This window comes from Pseudoflavonifractor intestinihominis (assembly GCF_040096055.1).
Taxonomy (GTDB): Bacteria; Bacillota; Clostridia; order Oscillospirales; family Oscillospiraceae; genus Pseudoflavonifractor; species Pseudoflavonifractor intestinihominis.
The window spans coordinates 48,347-62,859 of the sequence record NZ_JBBMFK010000010.1 but is presented as its reverse complement, the minus strand read 5'-3'; the positions used below and the strand labels follow the sequence as shown (position 1 = coordinate 62,859).

The 14,513-nt window shown below is 62.5% G+C and carries 16 protein-coding genes; 8 read left to right on the top strand and 8 right to left on the bottom strand.

Going from position 1 to position 14,513, the window contains the following annotated elements; all coding sequences use genetic code 11:
• The first annotated feature begins 268 nt into the window (after positions 1-268).
• On the top strand, positions 269-1,534 hold the full coding sequence (locus WMO64_RS07580) for a putative DNA modification/repair radical SAM protein (RefSeq protein WP_349231589.1): 1,266 nt from the start codon (positions 269-271) through the stop codon (positions 1,532-1,534).
• A complete protein-coding gene (locus WMO64_RS07575) occupies positions 1,534-2,346 on the top strand; it encodes a TIGR03915 family putative DNA repair protein (RefSeq protein ID WP_349231588.1) in 813 nt (270 codons plus the stop codon). Before WMO64_RS07580 ends, WMO64_RS07575 begins: the two co-directional genes overlap by 1 nt.
• Before the next feature lie 50 nt (positions 2,347-2,396).
• On the opposite strand, the gene WMO64_RS07570 is transcribed toward WMO64_RS07575, so the two are convergent.
• Positions 2,397-2,591, bottom strand: a complete 195-nt coding sequence (locus WMO64_RS07570; protein WP_294517920.1) for a hypothetical protein — start codon at positions 2,589-2,591, stop codon at positions 2,397-2,399.
• 180 nt (positions 2,592-2,771) lie between these two features.
• On the opposite strand from WMO64_RS07570, the gene WMO64_RS07565 reads away from it, so the two are divergent.
• The 3 genes from WMO64_RS07565 (at position 2,772) to WMO64_RS07555 (ending at position 5,935) form a co-directional block, all read left to right on the top strand.
• Entirely contained in the window at positions 2,772-3,122 is a 351-nt protein-coding gene (locus WMO64_RS07565) for an Asp23/Gls24 family envelope stress response protein (protein ID WP_294517919.1), read from the top strand.
• 43 nt (positions 3,123-3,165) lie between these two features.
• Positions 3,166-4,821 carry a DAK2 domain-containing protein gene (locus WMO64_RS07560; protein WP_349231587.1) on the top strand — a complete coding sequence of 552 codons (1,656 nt, stop codon included), beginning with the start codon at positions 3,166-3,168 and terminating at the stop codon, positions 4,819-4,821.
• Positions 4,822-5,119: 298 nt separating this feature from the next.
• The gene (locus tag WMO64_RS07555; protein WP_294517916.1) at positions 5,120-5,935 is read left to right on the top strand and encodes a YczE/YyaS/YitT family protein; all 816 of its coding nucleotides are present in this window, start codon (positions 5,120-5,122) and stop codon (positions 5,933-5,935) included.
• Between the two features lie 57 nt (positions 5,936-5,992).
• Here the strand turns inward: WMO64_RS07555 and WMO64_RS07550 are convergent, their stop codons facing one another.
• The 5 genes from WMO64_RS07550 to WMO64_RS07530 form a co-directional block, all read right to left on the bottom strand.
• On the bottom strand, positions 5,993-6,715 hold the full coding sequence (locus tag WMO64_RS07550; RefSeq protein WP_349231586.1) for an amino acid ABC transporter ATP-binding protein: 723 nt from the start codon (positions 6,713-6,715) through the stop codon (positions 5,993-5,995).
• Positions 6,702-7,436 (bottom strand): amino acid ABC transporter permease, encoded by a 735-nt coding sequence (locus tag WMO64_RS07545; RefSeq protein WP_294517911.1) that lies wholly within the window; start codon positions 7,434-7,436, stop codon positions 6,702-6,704. Before WMO64_RS07545 ends, WMO64_RS07550 begins: the two co-directional genes overlap by 14 nt.
• 70 nt (positions 7,437-7,506) lie before the next feature.
• Positions 7,507-8,376, bottom strand: a complete 870-nt coding sequence (locus WMO64_RS07540; RefSeq protein ID WP_349231585.1) for a transporter substrate-binding domain-containing protein — start codon at positions 8,374-8,376, stop codon at positions 7,507-7,509.
• A gap of 281 nt (positions 8,377-8,657) precedes the next feature.
• The gene (locus tag WMO64_RS07535; RefSeq protein ID WP_349231584.1) at positions 8,658-9,536 is read right to left on the bottom strand and encodes a GNAT family N-acetyltransferase; all 879 of its coding nucleotides are present in this window, start codon (positions 9,534-9,536) and stop codon (positions 8,658-8,660) included.
• A gap of 57 nt (positions 9,537-9,593) precedes the next feature.
• A complete protein-coding gene (locus tag WMO64_RS07530) occupies positions 9,594-10,508 on the bottom strand; it encodes a DUF2156 domain-containing protein (RefSeq protein ID WP_294517903.1) in 915 nt (304 codons plus the stop codon).
• Between the two features lie 272 nt (positions 10,509-10,780).
• On the opposite strand from WMO64_RS07530, the gene WMO64_RS07525 reads away from it, so the two are divergent.
• Together WMO64_RS07525 and WMO64_RS07520 are read left to right on the top strand one after the other, a co-directional pair.
• Positions 10,781-11,023, top strand: a complete 243-nt coding sequence (locus WMO64_RS07525; protein WP_294517900.1) for a hypothetical protein — start codon at positions 10,781-10,783, stop codon at positions 11,021-11,023.
• Between the two features lie 218 nt (positions 11,024-11,241).
• Complete coding sequence (locus WMO64_RS07520) at positions 11,242-11,487, top strand: hypothetical protein (protein ID WP_294517898.1); 246 nt, start codon at positions 11,242-11,244, stop codon at positions 11,485-11,487.
• A gap of 105 nt (positions 11,488-11,592) precedes the next feature.
• Here WMO64_RS07520 and WMO64_RS07515 read toward each other — a convergent pair whose 3' ends face one another.
• Together WMO64_RS07515 and WMO64_RS07510 are read right to left on the bottom strand one after the other, a co-directional pair.
• Positions 11,593-12,435 carry a DegV family protein gene (locus tag WMO64_RS07515; RefSeq protein ID WP_349231583.1) on the bottom strand — a complete coding sequence of 281 codons (843 nt, stop codon included), beginning with the start codon at positions 12,433-12,435 and terminating at the stop codon, positions 11,593-11,595.
• A 59-nt stretch (positions 12,436-12,494) separates the two neighbouring features.
• On the bottom strand, positions 12,495-12,977 hold the full coding sequence (locus WMO64_RS07510) for a MarR family winged helix-turn-helix transcriptional regulator (RefSeq protein WP_294517894.1): 483 nt from the start codon (positions 12,975-12,977) through the stop codon (positions 12,495-12,497).
• Between the two features lie 173 nt (positions 12,978-13,150).
• On the opposite strand from WMO64_RS07510, the gene spoIIP reads away from it, so the two are divergent.
• A complete protein-coding gene (gene spoIIP / locus WMO64_RS07505) occupies positions 13,151-14,371 on the top strand; it encodes a stage II sporulation protein P (protein ID WP_294517892.1) in 1,221 nt (406 codons plus the stop codon).
• Positions 14,372-14,513 lie beyond the last annotated feature (142 nt).

The window sequence follows — 14,513 nt, the reverse complement described above, 5'->3', positions numbered from 1 at the left end:
AGCTGTAATAGTATACCGCGACTCGGCAGGATTCGCAAGCAGTTTAGACAAGATTTGTTCACTTTTCTTGCGCTCTTTTCCCATTTTCACCACAATGCCTTTGTTTCCGGAAAAAAACGTGCCTGCTTTGTGAAATTTATAGCAGAATCAACAGGAAGGCCGGGAACAGTTTCCTTTTTCTGGGTAATTCCGATTCCATGCTTGACAAACATCTGTTCTAATGTCATAATATTCGTACAAACGTTCTTACACTTTGGAGGGCTGTGCCATGGAGCTGATGGACAAGCTGACCATACTCACCGATGCGGCCAAATATGACGCCGCCTGCACCTCCAGCGGGCTGGACCGGGCGGGCCGGCCCGGCGCCATGGGCTCCACCATGGCCGCCGGATGCTGCCACTCCTTCTCCGCCGACGGGCGGTGCATCTCCCTGCTGAAGGTGCTGCTCACCAACCGCTGTATCTACGACTGCCAGTACTGCGTCAACCGCCGGTCCAACGACGTGCGCCGGGCGGCCTTCACGCCCCGGGAGCTGTGCGAGCTGACCATGGGCTTTTACCGGCGCAACTATATTGAGGGCCTGTTTTTGTCCTCCGCCGTGTGGGCCAGCCCGGATAAAACCACCGAGCTGATGATCGAGACCCTGCGGCTGCTCCGGCAGGAGTACGCCTTCGGCGGATACATCCACGCCAAGGCCATCCCGGGAGCGGACCCCCTGCTTACCCACCGGCTGGGTCTGCTGGCCGACCGGCTCTCGGTGAACATCGAGCTGCCCTCGGAGCAGTCCCTGGGCCTGCTGGCTCCCGACAAGGCCAAGGCCTCCATCCTCACCCCCATGGCCCAGATCCGGGACGGCATCACCGTCTCCAAGGGGGAGCTGGCAGTGTACCGGAATGCGCCCAGATTCGCCCCGGCGGGACAGTCCACCCAGATGATCGTGGGGGCCACGCCGGAGACAGATTTTCAAATTCTGAGACTCACCGAGGGGCTGTACAAGAAATACCGGCTCAAGCGGGTGTTCTTCTCCGCCTATATGCCGGTGTCGGACAGCAAGCTCCTCCCCGCGCCCCAGGGCTTCAAGCCGCCCCTGCTGCGGGAGCACCGGCTCTACCAGGCGGACTGGCTGCTGCGGTTTTACCACTTTGAGGCCGGCGAGCTGCTGGACGAGGCCCACCCCAACTTCAACCCCCTGGTGGACCCCAAGTGCTCCTGGGCCCTGGCCCACCCGGCCTTTTTCCCCGTGGAGGTGAACACCGCCGACTACGAGGCCCTGCTGCGGGTGCCCGGCATCGGCGTCACCTCGGCCCGGCGGATCCTCTCCGCCCGGCGGTGGGGGGCCCTCACCTTCCAGGGGCTCAAGAAGCTGGGGGTGGTGCTCAAGCGGGCCCAGTACTTTCTCACCTGCTCGGGGAAAACGGCGGAGGGCCTGCGGATGAAGGAGGACGGCATCCTCCGCCACCTGGTGGCCCTGGAGCGGCCTATGCTCTCCCGGGAGGCCCCCGAGCAGCTGAGCCTGTTTGAGGAGACGGGATAATGGGAAACTACGACATGACGGGCTGGCCCCAGGTGGCCTACACCTACGACGGCACCTTTGACGGCTTCCTCACCTGCGTCTACGAGAGCTACGTCCACCACGAGTGGGCGGCGGCCTTCTCCGCCCCCGGCCAGGCCCAGCTCTCCCTCTACCCCGAGCGGCCGGTGGACACCCACCCGGACCACGCCCGGCGGGTGCGGCTCTCCCTGCCCCGCCGCCTGTCCCCCCAGGGGGCCCGGCTGGTGACATACGGCTTTCTCACCGCCCTGCCCGACCGGGAACAGAGCCTGTACGACTTCCTGGCTCTGGGGTTTGAGCGGGGGCCGTCGGTGCTCCACGACCTGACCGACCAGCGGGTCTTTACCCTGGACCGGGCGGTGCGCTATCTGACCGGGGAGGCCCATCTTTTCAAGGGCTTTGTCCGCTTTTCCGACCAGAGCGGGGTGCTGACGGCGGAGATCGAGCCCAAGAACCGGGTGCTGCCCCTGCTGCGGCCCCACTTCTGCGCCCGGTATCCGTCGGCGGCCTTCGTCATCTATGACCGCACCCACCGGGAGGCCCTGTTCTACCGGCCGGGGCAGTGGGCCATCGTCCCCCTGGCGGACTTCCGGGTGGCCGGTCCGGACAGGAGCGAGCGGGACTGGCGGGCCCTGTGGCGGCGGTTTTACGACACGGTGGCCATTGAGGGCCGGTACAACCCCCGCTGCCGCATGACCCACATGCCCAAGCGGTACTGGGGCTGCATGACGGAGTTCCAGACCGACCCGCCGGAGGAGTCAGCCGCCCTGCCCAGCGGAGCGGGCGGCCCATAACACAAAACCGGGGACCGGAGCAGCCCGCTCCGGTCCCCGGTTTTTACATGTTACTCCTCGTCCCAGTCGGCGTAGTCGTCGTACTCAGAGTGGCAGCAGCAGGCCCTCTTTTCGGCGATTTTGTCCCGGGCACAGCCCAAAAACGCGGAAATCTTGTCCCAATAGGCGATGACGCAGCAGGCAGCGGCGGCCACTACCATGCACACAGCCACCAGTTTCAGCACGAATTGGACGACCTTTCTCATGTCTGTCGCCTCCTGTTATGAAATGATGGTAATAGTGTACACGTTTTTTGGCCAAATTACAATGACCTGTACAAACTTTTTCCCTTGTATTTTGGACAGAAATAGAATAAAATATAGGAACGAATGAGAAGAAACCAGCTGCCTCACGGCAGTCATTCCCCATAGAAAGGAAGGATCCCCATGAAGCTGCAGACCGAGAAGGGCGAGATACGCATCAGCAGCGATGTGTTCAGCAACATCACCGGCGCCGCCGCCACCAATTGCTACGGCGTCAAGGGCATGGCCGTGCGCTCCACCACCGACGGGCTGGTCCATCTGCTGCGCAGAGAATCTATGGCCAAGGGCGTCAAGGTCCGCTATCACGACGACTCCACTGTCTCCATCGAGCTCCATATCATCGTGGACAACGGCGTCAACCTGACGGCTGTGTCCCGCTCCATCATGAGCGAGGTCAAGTACGTGGTCAGCCGCACCACCGGCGTGGAGGTCCGCAACGTGGACGTCTACATTGATTCCATGGTGATCGGCTGAGCACCCGCTCCGCCGGACATGTATGACAGAAAGGAACATCGACATGAGAGATACCATTGACGGGGCGTCGTTTCAGCGGATGGTGATTCACGCCGCGGCCTCCATCAATTCACGCAAACAGGAGATCAACGAGCTCAACGTTTTCCCTGTGCCTGATGGCGACACCGGCACCAATATGTCCCTGACCATCTCCACCGCCGCGGCGGAGATGAAGAAGAAGGCCGCCACCACCGTGGGCGAGGCCGCCGCCATGAACGCCTCCGCCCTGCTGCGGGGCGCCCGGGGCAACTCCGGCGTGATTCTGTCCCTGCTGTTCCGGGGATTCTCCAAGGCCGTGAAGGACAAGGAGACCATCGACGGCCGGGACCTGGCCGTGGCCCTGGACTGGGGTGTGGCCGCCGCCTACAAGGCGGTCATGAAGCCCGCCGAGGGCACCATCCTCACCGTCTCCCGCCTGGCCGCCGCTCAGGCCGCCGCCACCGCCCGGGAGAACAACAGCGTGGAGGGCGTCCTCCAGGCCGCCATCGAGGAGGGCCACATCGCCCTGGACAACACCATCAACCAGAACCCGGTGCTCAAGAAGGCCGGCGTGGTGGACGCCGGCGGCAAGGGCTTCCTGGTGATCCTCCAGGGCATGCTGGACGAGCTGCGTGGCGAGCCCATGCCCGAGAGCGGCGATGAGAACGCCCCCGCCGCCCCCAAGGACCGGGCCGACTTTGAGAGCTTCTCCACCGAGGAGATCAAGTTCGGCTACTGCACCGAGTTCATCTGCGCCCGGGACAACAAGAAGAAGGACCCGGAGGCCCTCCGGGGCTTCCTCAACGCCCTGGGCGACTCCCTGGTGCTGGTGGAGGACGACGACATCATCAAGGTCCACGTCCACACCAACCACCCCGGCAAGGTGCTGGAGGAGGCCCTGACCTACGGCGCCCTCCAGACCGTGAAGATCGAGAACATGCGCAACCAGCACAGCGAGATCCTGGAGGAGGCCGCCCAGGCTGCCCCTGCCCAGGAGGAGCACAAGGTGGCCGCGCCGGAGAAGCCCTACGGCTTTGTGGCCGTGTGCGCCGGCGAGGGCGTGTCGGCGGTGTTCCGTGACCTGGGCGCCGACGGCATCATCAGCGGCGGCCAGACCATGAACCCCTCCACCGAGGACATCATGCGTGAGATCGACAAGACCCCCGCCGAGGTGGTCTTTGTCCTGCCCAACAACAAGAACATCATCATGGCCGCGGAGCAGTGCATCCGCCTGGTGGAGGGCAAGCAGGTGGTGGTCCTGCCCAGCAAGACCGTGCCCCAGGGCATCTCCGCCATGCTGGCCTTTGACCCGGACAGCTCCGTGGAGGAGAACACCGAGGCCATGTCCGAGGCCCTCAAGCGGGTGAGCACCTCTGAGATCACCTATGCCGCCCGGGACTCCGACTTTGACGGCTTTGCCATCAAGCAGGGCGACTATCTGGCCCTGGCCGAGCACCAGCTCTTCGGCACCGATCAGGACATCTATGCCCTGCTCCGCCGCCTGGCTGAGGCCCAGCCCCAGCAGGACGCCGAGTTCATCACCGTGTTCTACGGCGAGGACGTCCAGGAGGCCGACGCCCAGAAGGCGCTGGCCATTTTCCAGGAGGCCTGCCCCAAGGCGGAAATCACCCTCCTGGCCGGCGGTCAGCCCGTGTACTACTACATGATCTCCGCCGAATAAGATTCCAGATACAGCGCCAAAGGGGCGGCCGTCAGGCCGCCCTTTTTTTGCATTCCGGCCGGTGCTCCGGCCGGGCTTTTTCGTTTGTGAAATATCTATCGTGTATGTTACTTTTTTGACCTATATTGTCTTATTTTTCGCAATATACGGTTAAAAAATAAACTTATTTCAAAACTATTGACTTCTCCGGAGAGACAGTTATACTTAAAGCGAGGACAGATAAGAATAAAACGGTATCAACATTCACCCGCCGTGCGGGATCTGCCCCATCATTTTTAACGAAGGAGAGGCGTTGAACATGGGAAGTTACGTGATGGCGGAATCCGCTGAAGTTTGCAGCGCGCCCCAGCTGGAGGCGGAGGTCCTGGTCAGTGCTGACGCCGGTGTAAGGCGGAGAAGCGCCGTCCTCACCGGCGCTATGGCCCGGCGGATGGGGATCTACCTGCTGGGCGTTCTGATCCTGGCCGTAGGCAATACCCTGAGTACCCGGGCCCAGCTGGGCGTGTCCCCCATCATCTCCCCTGCCTACGCCATCTCGGAGATCTGGAACATCGACTTCGGCGTGGCCACCATGGGGGTGTACATGGTCTTTATGACCGTGCAGTTCATCCTTCAGGGCAGGCGCACCCGCAAGCTGGACCTGCTGGAGATCCCCTTCTCCCTGGTGTTCAGCTTTATGCTCAACTTCTTCACCGGCGCCTTTGACCGCCTGGCGGTGCCGCTGGGGCTGGACACCCCCGCCCTGTGGCAGAAGATCGTCCTGCTGGCCGGCTCCGTGGTGTGCACCGGCGTGGGAGCGGCCATGATCGTGGCCATGGACCTGGTGACCAGCCCGCCCGACGGCATGGCCCGCGCGGCCGGTGTGGCCATGGGCAAGGGCCTGGGCCTGGGCAAGAACACAGTGGATGTGGCCTGTGTCATTGTGTCGGTGTCTCTGTGCCTGCTGGCTGCCGGCCACGTGGTGGGCATCGGCGTGGGCACCCTGGTGGCCATGGTGGCCATCGGCCGGTGCGTGGCCCTGTTCAACCGCCTGGCCCTGGAGCCCATGCGGAAGGCGGCCGGCCTGTGGCCCGCCTGCCCCGCCGGCGCCGAGTGCAACCTGAACCACAAATAAGCATAAAAAAGTCCCGCAGAAGAGGTTGTCTCTCCTGCGGGACGATTTTTTGCTCTTTTACAGCACCTTGGACAGGAAGTCGATGGTGCGCTGCTCTTTGGGATGGGCGAAAAAGGCGTGGGGCTCGTTCTGCTCCAGGATGTGGCCGCCGTCCATGAACAGCACCCGGCTGCCCACCTCACGGGCAAAGCCCATCTCGTGGGTGACCACCACCATGGTCATGCCCTCGTCGGCCAGCTCCTTCATCACGTCCAGCACCTCGCCCACCATCTCGGGGTCCAGGGCGGAGGTGGGCTCGTCGAAGAGCATCACCTTGGGCTTCATGGCCAGGGCCCGCACAATGGCGATACGCTGCTTCTGGCCGCCGGAGAGCTGGGCGGGATAGGCGTCCGCCTTTTCCGACAGGCCCACCCGCTTGAGAAACGTAGTGGCGATGTCGTCGGCCTCGGCCTGGCCCATCAGCTTGGTGCGCACCGGGGCCAGGGTGATGTTCTTCCGAATGGTCATGTTGGGGAACAGGTTGAAGTGCTGGAACACCATGCCCATCTGACGGCGCATCAGGTCGATGTTGGTCTTGGGGGAGGTGATCTCCGTGCCCTCAAAGGTGATGGTGCCGCTGGTGGGGGTCTCCAGCAGGTTCAGGCAGCGGAGGAAGGTGGACTTGCCCGAGCCGGAAGGCCCGATGATAACCACTTTCTCCCCCTGCTCGATGTGCTCGGTGATGTTGTCCAGGACCAGGTGGTCGCCAAAGGACTTGGACAGATTTTTAACGTCGATCACTTTGACGCAGCCTCCTTTCCAGCTTGCCCTGGAGCCAGGTGAGAATGATGACCACCACCAGATACATGATGGCGATGCCGATGTAGGGGGGCATATAGTCGAGGGTCCGGCCTGCGATACGGGACGCCCGGTAGGTCAGCTCGGCCAGGCCGATGGTGTTGACCAGGGAGGTATCCTTGAACAGGGTGATGAACTCGTTGCCCAGAGCGGGCAGGATGTTCTTGAAGGCCTGGGGGATGACGATAAAACGCATGGTGTCCAGGTAGCCCAGGCCCAGGGACCGGCCCGCCTCGCTCTGGCCCACGTCCACGCCCATCAGGCCGCCGCGGACGATCTCCGCCACGTAGGCGCCCGAGTTGATGCCCAGGGCCACCACGCCCACCATGAACTTGTTGCGGCTGGATGCAAAGATGACAAAGCCCCAGATGAGGATCTGGACCAGCATGGGGGTGCCGCGGATGACGGTGGTGTAGATCTTGCAGATCACGTTGAGGAAGCCCAGGAAGACGTTCTTCCTCCGTCCGGGGCGCTGCTGGTCGTGGGCAGTGCGGATCACGGCCACCACCACGCCCAGCACCACGCCCACGATCAGGGCCACCACGGTCAGCTCCAGCGTGGTGAGCAGGCCCTGAAGGTAGAGCTGCCAGCGGTCGCCCTCCACAAAAGCCGCGTGGAGCCGGGGACCCAGCTCAATGACCCAATTGGTCAGATCTTGAAACACAAAATCCCTCCTTGTTCTTACTACGGGAAAAAAGGGCGGCCTGGAGAGGCCGCCCTTTTTCGGAATTTCTTTACTCGGCGGTGATGTACTTGTCCACGATGGCCTGGAAGGTGCCATCAGCCTTCAGCTCGTCCATGGCGGAGTTGATGGCGTCCAGCAGGGCGGTGTTGCCCTTGGCCACGCCGATGGCGTACTCTTCCTCCACCCAGGGAGTCTCCAGGATCTTCAGGCCCTCGTACTGCTCCACAAAAGCCTTGGCGGGCTCGTTGTCGATGATGACCGCGTCGATCTGGTCGTTGACCAGGGCCATGACGGCCAGGGCGCCGCTGTCATAGGCGGTGACGTGGTCCTCGCCGTAGCCGCCGTTCTCGGGGGTGTCGGAGGCGTAGATATAACCGGTGGTGGCGGCTTGGCAGCCGATCATGTCGGCGTTGGCCAGATCATCGATGGTCTGGATGGGGGAGTCCTCCTTGACGATGACCACCTGCACGCCGGTGGCATAGCTCTCGGAGAAGTCCATGACCTCCTCGCGCTCGTCGGTGACGGTGATGCCCGCCATGGCAATGTCGCTCTGGCCGGTCTGTACGGCGGTGAGGGCGGCGTCAAAGCCCATGTCGTCCACAACCAGCTCCAGGCCCAGCTTCTCGGCGATGGCCTGGGCCACCTCCACGTCGATGCCCTCAAAGCTGCCGTCATCGGTGGTCATCTCGTAGGGGGGGAAGGTGGCGTTGGTGGACATGTGGAGCTTGCCCTCCTCCACGGTGGTGAAGGAAGCGGTCTGCTCGCCGGAGGGCTGGGCGCTCTCGGAGGGAGCGGTACTGCCGGAGGGGGCGGGGGAACCGGTGTCGCCGCCGGTGGTGGTGGTGCCGCAGCCGGAGAGCAGGGAAAGGCTCATGCCGGCGGCAAGGGCAAACGCAAGAATCTTCTTCCAGGTTTTCATATTCATTCTCTCCTTAAAATCCTTCGGGATTTTTGATTGACTGGATTATACACCCCATGCAGGGATAAAGCAAGTATTTTTTGAATTTTTGTGGGTTGCATTCAAATGAGACTGAATGAATATTCAATATAAGACATATTGACCATTCAGACCGCCGGCCAGAGCCAAAATTGGGCGCCAGATGCGTCCAAATGGGGCTTTGACAGAGAGAAGGGGGGCTTTGCAGGCGGTCAAGTACAAAAAAGCGCGGCGCCGCATCTGCGGCGCCGCGCCTGTAAGGCTCAGTCAAAGCCCAGGCCGAAGTAGCCCGAGCGCTCCTCGCCCCAGGTCTGACGCAGGTCCTCCCGCAGCCACTTGACCATGGCAAAGGGCTGGATGTAGCTTCCAGGCAACCCGTCCCACAGGGCGGGGGTGCGGATAAAGTACCGGTCGGCCTGGAGTTTCTCCTTTATTAAGGATACGCCTCCCTCCATCAGGGTGGGCGGGATGAGCAGTTCCTTGATGGCAAGGCTGCTGTCGCTGGTGTACTCGGCGGCGGCGCAGCCCTCCCGGCCGTCGATGACCACCCGGTAGAGCCCGGCGCCGCTGAGCCGGGAGGCGCCCTCCTGGAAGGCCAGCAGCTTCTCGCCGTAGCGGGCGTGGAAGACCCCGGAGAGCAGCCGCTCCCGCAGGGCCCCGTAGGCGGCGGCGTCCATCTCCTCCAGACTGCTCCCCGCCGGAGAGGGGGGCACCATGCTCTCCAGCAGCTCCAGCTTCCGGGTGGAGAAGCACTCGCCGAAGCCCACGGTCTCAAAGAACTTGAACAGGCTGGCCTCGGCGGGCACCACGGTGATGCAGTCCACATTCCGCTCCCGCAGGTACAGCTCCACGTACTGGAGCAGAGCACGGCCATACCCCTGCTTGCGGGCGTTGGGGTCGGTGGCCAGGGCGTACACATAGGCCGAGGTCAGCGTCTCCCCGTTGGGCAGGGACAGCTCCAGGGGCATCAGGGCCAGCATGCTGCACAGGACCCCGTCCTCGGTCAGGATCATGATGTCTTCCGGCTTGGCGCAGGTCTTGTAAAAGAGGTCGATATACGCCTCGTCATCGCCAAAGGCCACCTTCCACAGGGCCTTCTGCTCCTTCAGCTCCTCCGCTCTGGAGGGACGGATCTCTACCATAGTATCACCCATCTTTCTGATTGAATGCACGCCCGTTTCAGGGGGTGCTTTGTGCCGTTATGCCTGCCAGACCGCGCTGTACTTCTCCACCATCAGGTCGGGGTAGTAGGACTCTTTGGCCTTCCGCAGACCCTCCACGCCCATGTCGTCCTCCCGGTTCAGGTAGCGGACGTTGGGGTGGTGCTCCCGCACCCAGCGGGAGAACTCCCGGTTGATCATGGTATAGGCGCCCTGAAGCTCTCCGTAGGCCTTCTCGAAGTGGACGTCATAGGTGTCGGAGGAGAGCATGTCGCCCATGGTGAAGGCCACCACCTCGCCGTACACCCGGATGAGTCCGCCCTCCAGACCCAGCGCGTGGTAGTGTTCCATGGCCAGCCGGAGGGCCCGGCCCTCGTCGCCCAGGTCCCGCTCCTCGGCGGCGCCCTCCCGGATCATGCTCCGCCGGTACCACTCCTTATCCATCTCCAGACACTCGGCCAGACTGTCCGGGGTGATGGGCTCGTAGACCCAGGAGGGGTTGTTCTCCAGGAAGCGGTTGATGTGGTTGCGCTTTCCGTGGAGCTTTTTGCCGCTCAGGTCGGCCAGGCGGTCGATGTCATAGAGGTAATCCCAGCCGTCCCGGTCGGCCTCGAACTGGAACCGGCCGGGGAACAGGGTCTCCAGTTCCTCGGTCTGCTCCTTGGTGAGGCACACCAGCCGCAGAGGCTGGCCACGCTCCTCTGCGTCGGCCCGCAGGGCGTCGATCACTGCGGCCCGGTCTCCGCTGCCGGCGGGGTAGAGGTAGCTGCACCCCAGGCCGCCGCACAGATGCACCAGGAGGAAGTCATCCAGCCGGGCCACCTGGTGGTGGTAGGCATCCTTCCAGGTGTAGAGATTGGTAAAATTATATTCGCAGCCCCGGTAGTCGGAACGGCTGAGCAGCTGGTCCATCCAGCCCTTGTCGGCCAGTTGGGGTATTTGGAAGTCTATCATAGAATATGTGCGCTCCAATGCTAAAGATTATGTGCCGGCTTTCCCGACACTTACATTTTATTGTACCACATTTCCTAGTAGGAAACAATGAATTTGTGTACCGGAGCGTATTTTTTTACCGCCGGATTCCGACAGGCGGCGTTGGCGCGGGCAAAAGAATTGTGAACTTTTTCACGCGATACAGAGGCAAAAAAGAAAAGAATGTGAAGAAAATAACTCTGCTTCACAGGGAGAGAAAAGTGTGCTATGATGGGGCAAAGGAGGGAGCGTATATGACAGTTGTCCGAAAGTTCCGCAGTGCAGAGGAGCTCCGCTGCCTGCGCCGCATGGCCTGTTCCGTCCCCGAGGAGGTCATGCTCCGGGAAACAGATGGAGACGTGCTGGCTGACGCCAAGTCCCTCATCGGCCTCTTTGCGCTGGACTACTCCCGCCCCGTCTGCATCGTGACCGAATCCCAGGAGCTGCTCTCCCAGCTGGACTATCTGGACGAGGAGGCCAAGTGCGCGTCTTTCTGATTTAAGGACGAGCTAAAATGCTGCAATCCTGAGGCTTACTTCCAGATTAATGAAAGACAAAGCCTGAAATAGAGAACAAGATGTTTCTTAACTGAAAAAATACCGGATAATAAGACGTAACGCAGCGCTTAACCTGCACTGAAGATTGTGGAAAGCGACCATTGATTCAGACAAGCCTCCAATGGTATACTGAGGATGCCTAAAGGAGGTGACCTTAAATGGTTTTTGAAGCAAAGTTCGATTCCTTCAACGAGATTGCCGAGGTGCAGAAGCTGGCCCAGGCAGTGGAAGAGCCGGTGTTTTTTGAGTCCGAGGACGGCTCTGTGCGCATTGACGCGGGGTCCTTTATCGGTCTGTTTGTGCTGGACTTCTCCAAGCCGGTCAAGGTCGTCACCGACTCTGTGTATGTGATTCGCCGCCTGGAGCTGGCGAGCAGAGCGAAACTGGCGGCCCAGAAGGTATAAGCGCCTTCTCGCAATAAAAAAATCAAAGTGCGGCGTACTGCGGAAGCGGTGCGCCGCCTTTTATATGCAAAGGGTCCCAGGATGCAAGCCTGGGACCCTTTGCTGTTACTCTGCGCGGAAATAGACGATGCCGGTGGCGCCGGGGCCGGCGTGGGTGCCCACGACGCTTCCGATGTCGCTGGTAAAGACGGTGGCGCCGGCGATGGCGTCGGCGAAGAAGGCCTGGCACTCGGCCATGGCCTCTGGGGCGTTGGAGTGGCCGAAGCCCACAGGCAGGGACAGGTCGGGGGTCTCCTTCTCCATCCGCTTGGCGATCCACTGGAAGGCGGCCTTCCGGCCCCGGGCCTTGCCGATGCCCTCCACCAGGCCGTTCTCAATGGTGATGATGGGCGAGATGCCCAGCAGGCCGCCCACCACAGCGGTGGCCGTGGAGATGCGTCCGCCCATCTTCAGATACTTCAGGGTGTTCACCACGGCCAGCAGGCGGACCCGGCCCGTCAGAGCTTCCAGCCGGGCGGCGATCTCCCCGGCGGACAGCCCCTGATCCCGCAGGGTGGCGGCCACCTCCACCAGCAGGCCCAGGGCAAAGGTGACGGTGCGGGAGTCCACGATGTGGATGCGGTCCTCACCGTCCACCATGTCCCGGGCGATGAGGGCGCTCTGGCAGGTGCCCGACATGGCCCCGGAGATGAAAATGCCCACGATCTCGTCCCCCTGGTCCAGGTACTTCCGGAATAGGTCGGCAAAGACCTCCGGGTTGATCTGGGAGGTGGTGGGCAGGGCCTCCGCCTTGGACAGCCGGTCGTAGAACTCCGCGTTGGTGATGTCCACGCCGTCCCGGAAGATCTCCTGGCCAAACTGGACCGAGAGAGGGATCACATCCACCCCTATGGCCTCCCGGCGCTGGGGGGAGAGATCGCTGGTGCTGTCGGTGATAATACGGATCATTTCAAATACCTCCTGCTGCATTTTGGCAGCATTGCAATGTACATCTGAGAAAAACGGCCTTACGCCTCTGCCTCGGCCTCGGCGCAGGCGGAGAACATCTTCTCCCGGAAAAACAGGGACACCCGCCCCAGCGCCCGGACAAAGACCTGGGCCTCCTCCTGGGTGAGGAAGCTGAGGAGATTTTCCACCATCTCCTCGTGGAAGCGCTCATGGGCGCGGTTGGCCTGGCGGGCCTTCTCGGTGGGGAGAATGCGCACTACCCGCTTGTCGTGCTCATCCCGGCAGCGGATCAGATAGCCCTTCCGCTCCAGCAGAGACACCGCCGTGGTCAGTGTGCCCGCGGTCACCCGCTGGGCCGCGGCAATGGCGGTGGCCCGGTTGTCCAACCCCTGGTCCTCCGCGCGGCAGACCTCTTCGATCAGATGGAGCTCCCGGAGGGACAGCTCCTTCTTTGAACTGGAGAGGGCCAGCTCCTCGGTTTTGAGAATATCGTGAAACACCTCAACCAGAAAGCGGTTGAGCTCCTCACGGTGCTGGTCCACGGCAGTCGCCTCCTTTTTAAAAATGTGTAGAATCAGGCCGCTATTACTGCTCAATAGCCATTATATAGAGCGGAATGTATGAAAGTCAAGCGTGTTTTGAAAATCAAACTAAGTAACCGTCATACCCCGCCCGCCTGCCGCATAAAATTCCCCCAGGAAGGGATGGGATACGGATGAAAAGGGACAGGCACAGCGGGATTCAGTGGGGCCGGGTGCTCCGGCGGAGCGCGGCGCTGCTGATGGTGACGGCGGCGGTATGGGCGCTGCTGACGGCGGCGGGGGCGGGAGCGGCGGCCGAGGCCTTCAAGGCCATGGGAGAGGACGGCAGCCTGGTGTCCGCCCTGCTGCGGGCGGAGCTGGGAGAGGTGGAGGGAGCCGGGGGCCCTTTTGACACCCTGGACCAGTGGGGCCGGCTGGTGGTGGGTCAGTCGGTTCTGCTGCGGAGCAACGGGGAGGCGGTGGCCCGGCAGCTGGCTGGGGACGCCTATGAGGGGGCGGAGCAGACGGAGCAGGAGGACCCGGCAGAGCCATCCCCCACCCCGGAGGCCGAGGACCCGGAGGACCCGGCCAATCTGCCCGCGGTCACCACCGCGCCGGACGACATCGTCCCCCGCACCCTGGTGCCCTCCTCGGGCAGCGGGTATACCCAGGCCGACGGGGTGTACATCTACAATCCCACCGGCCTGGACATCGACGCCGCCGCCCTGGCGGCCGCGCCGGTGAACATCACCCTGGGGGACCCGTCGGAGCCCCAGATCCTCATCATGCACACCCACGCCACTGAGGCGTACACCCCCGACGGCACGGACGTCTACGTCCAGACCGACAACAGCCGCACCCTGGACAACACCCAGAACATGGTGCGCATCGGGGAGGAGATGAAGGAGGTCTTTGAGGAGATGGGGCTGTCCGTGGTCCACGACGAGACCCCCTACGACTACCCCCAGTATAGCGGGGCCTATTCCCGCTCCGGGGCGGGGGTGGAGGCGTACCTGGAGCAGTATCCGTCCATCAAGATCGTGCTGGACGTCCACCGGGACGCCCTCATCGGGGAGGACGGCACGGTCTACAAGCCCCTCACCACCGTGGACGGCCAGGACACCGCCCAGGTCATGCTGGTCATGGGCAGCCCGGAGGGGGGCGACTACCCCCGCTGGATGGAGAATCTGACGCTGGCGATGAAAATTCAGAAGAGTATGAACACCCTCTACCCCACCCTGGCCCGGCCCATCACCATGCGCAGCAGCTCGGTGTACAACCAGGCGCTGACCAACGGCTCCCTGCTGGTGGAGGTGGGGGCCCACGGCAACACCCTCCAGGAGGCCATCCGGGGCGCCCGGCTGTTTGCCCGGGCGGCAGGGCAGGTGCTGCTGGAGCTGGAGGAGACGGAGTAGATCCGGAAAGGGGGGATTGGAGAAAGCCCGGAGGACCGCTGAGATCCTCCGGGCTTTTTGCGTCTGATATTCAGAAAGTGCCGCAAGCGCTGCCCGGTAGTCCGGCAGACCGGAGCTGGGCCGGCGGCGGAAGGGGACGAAA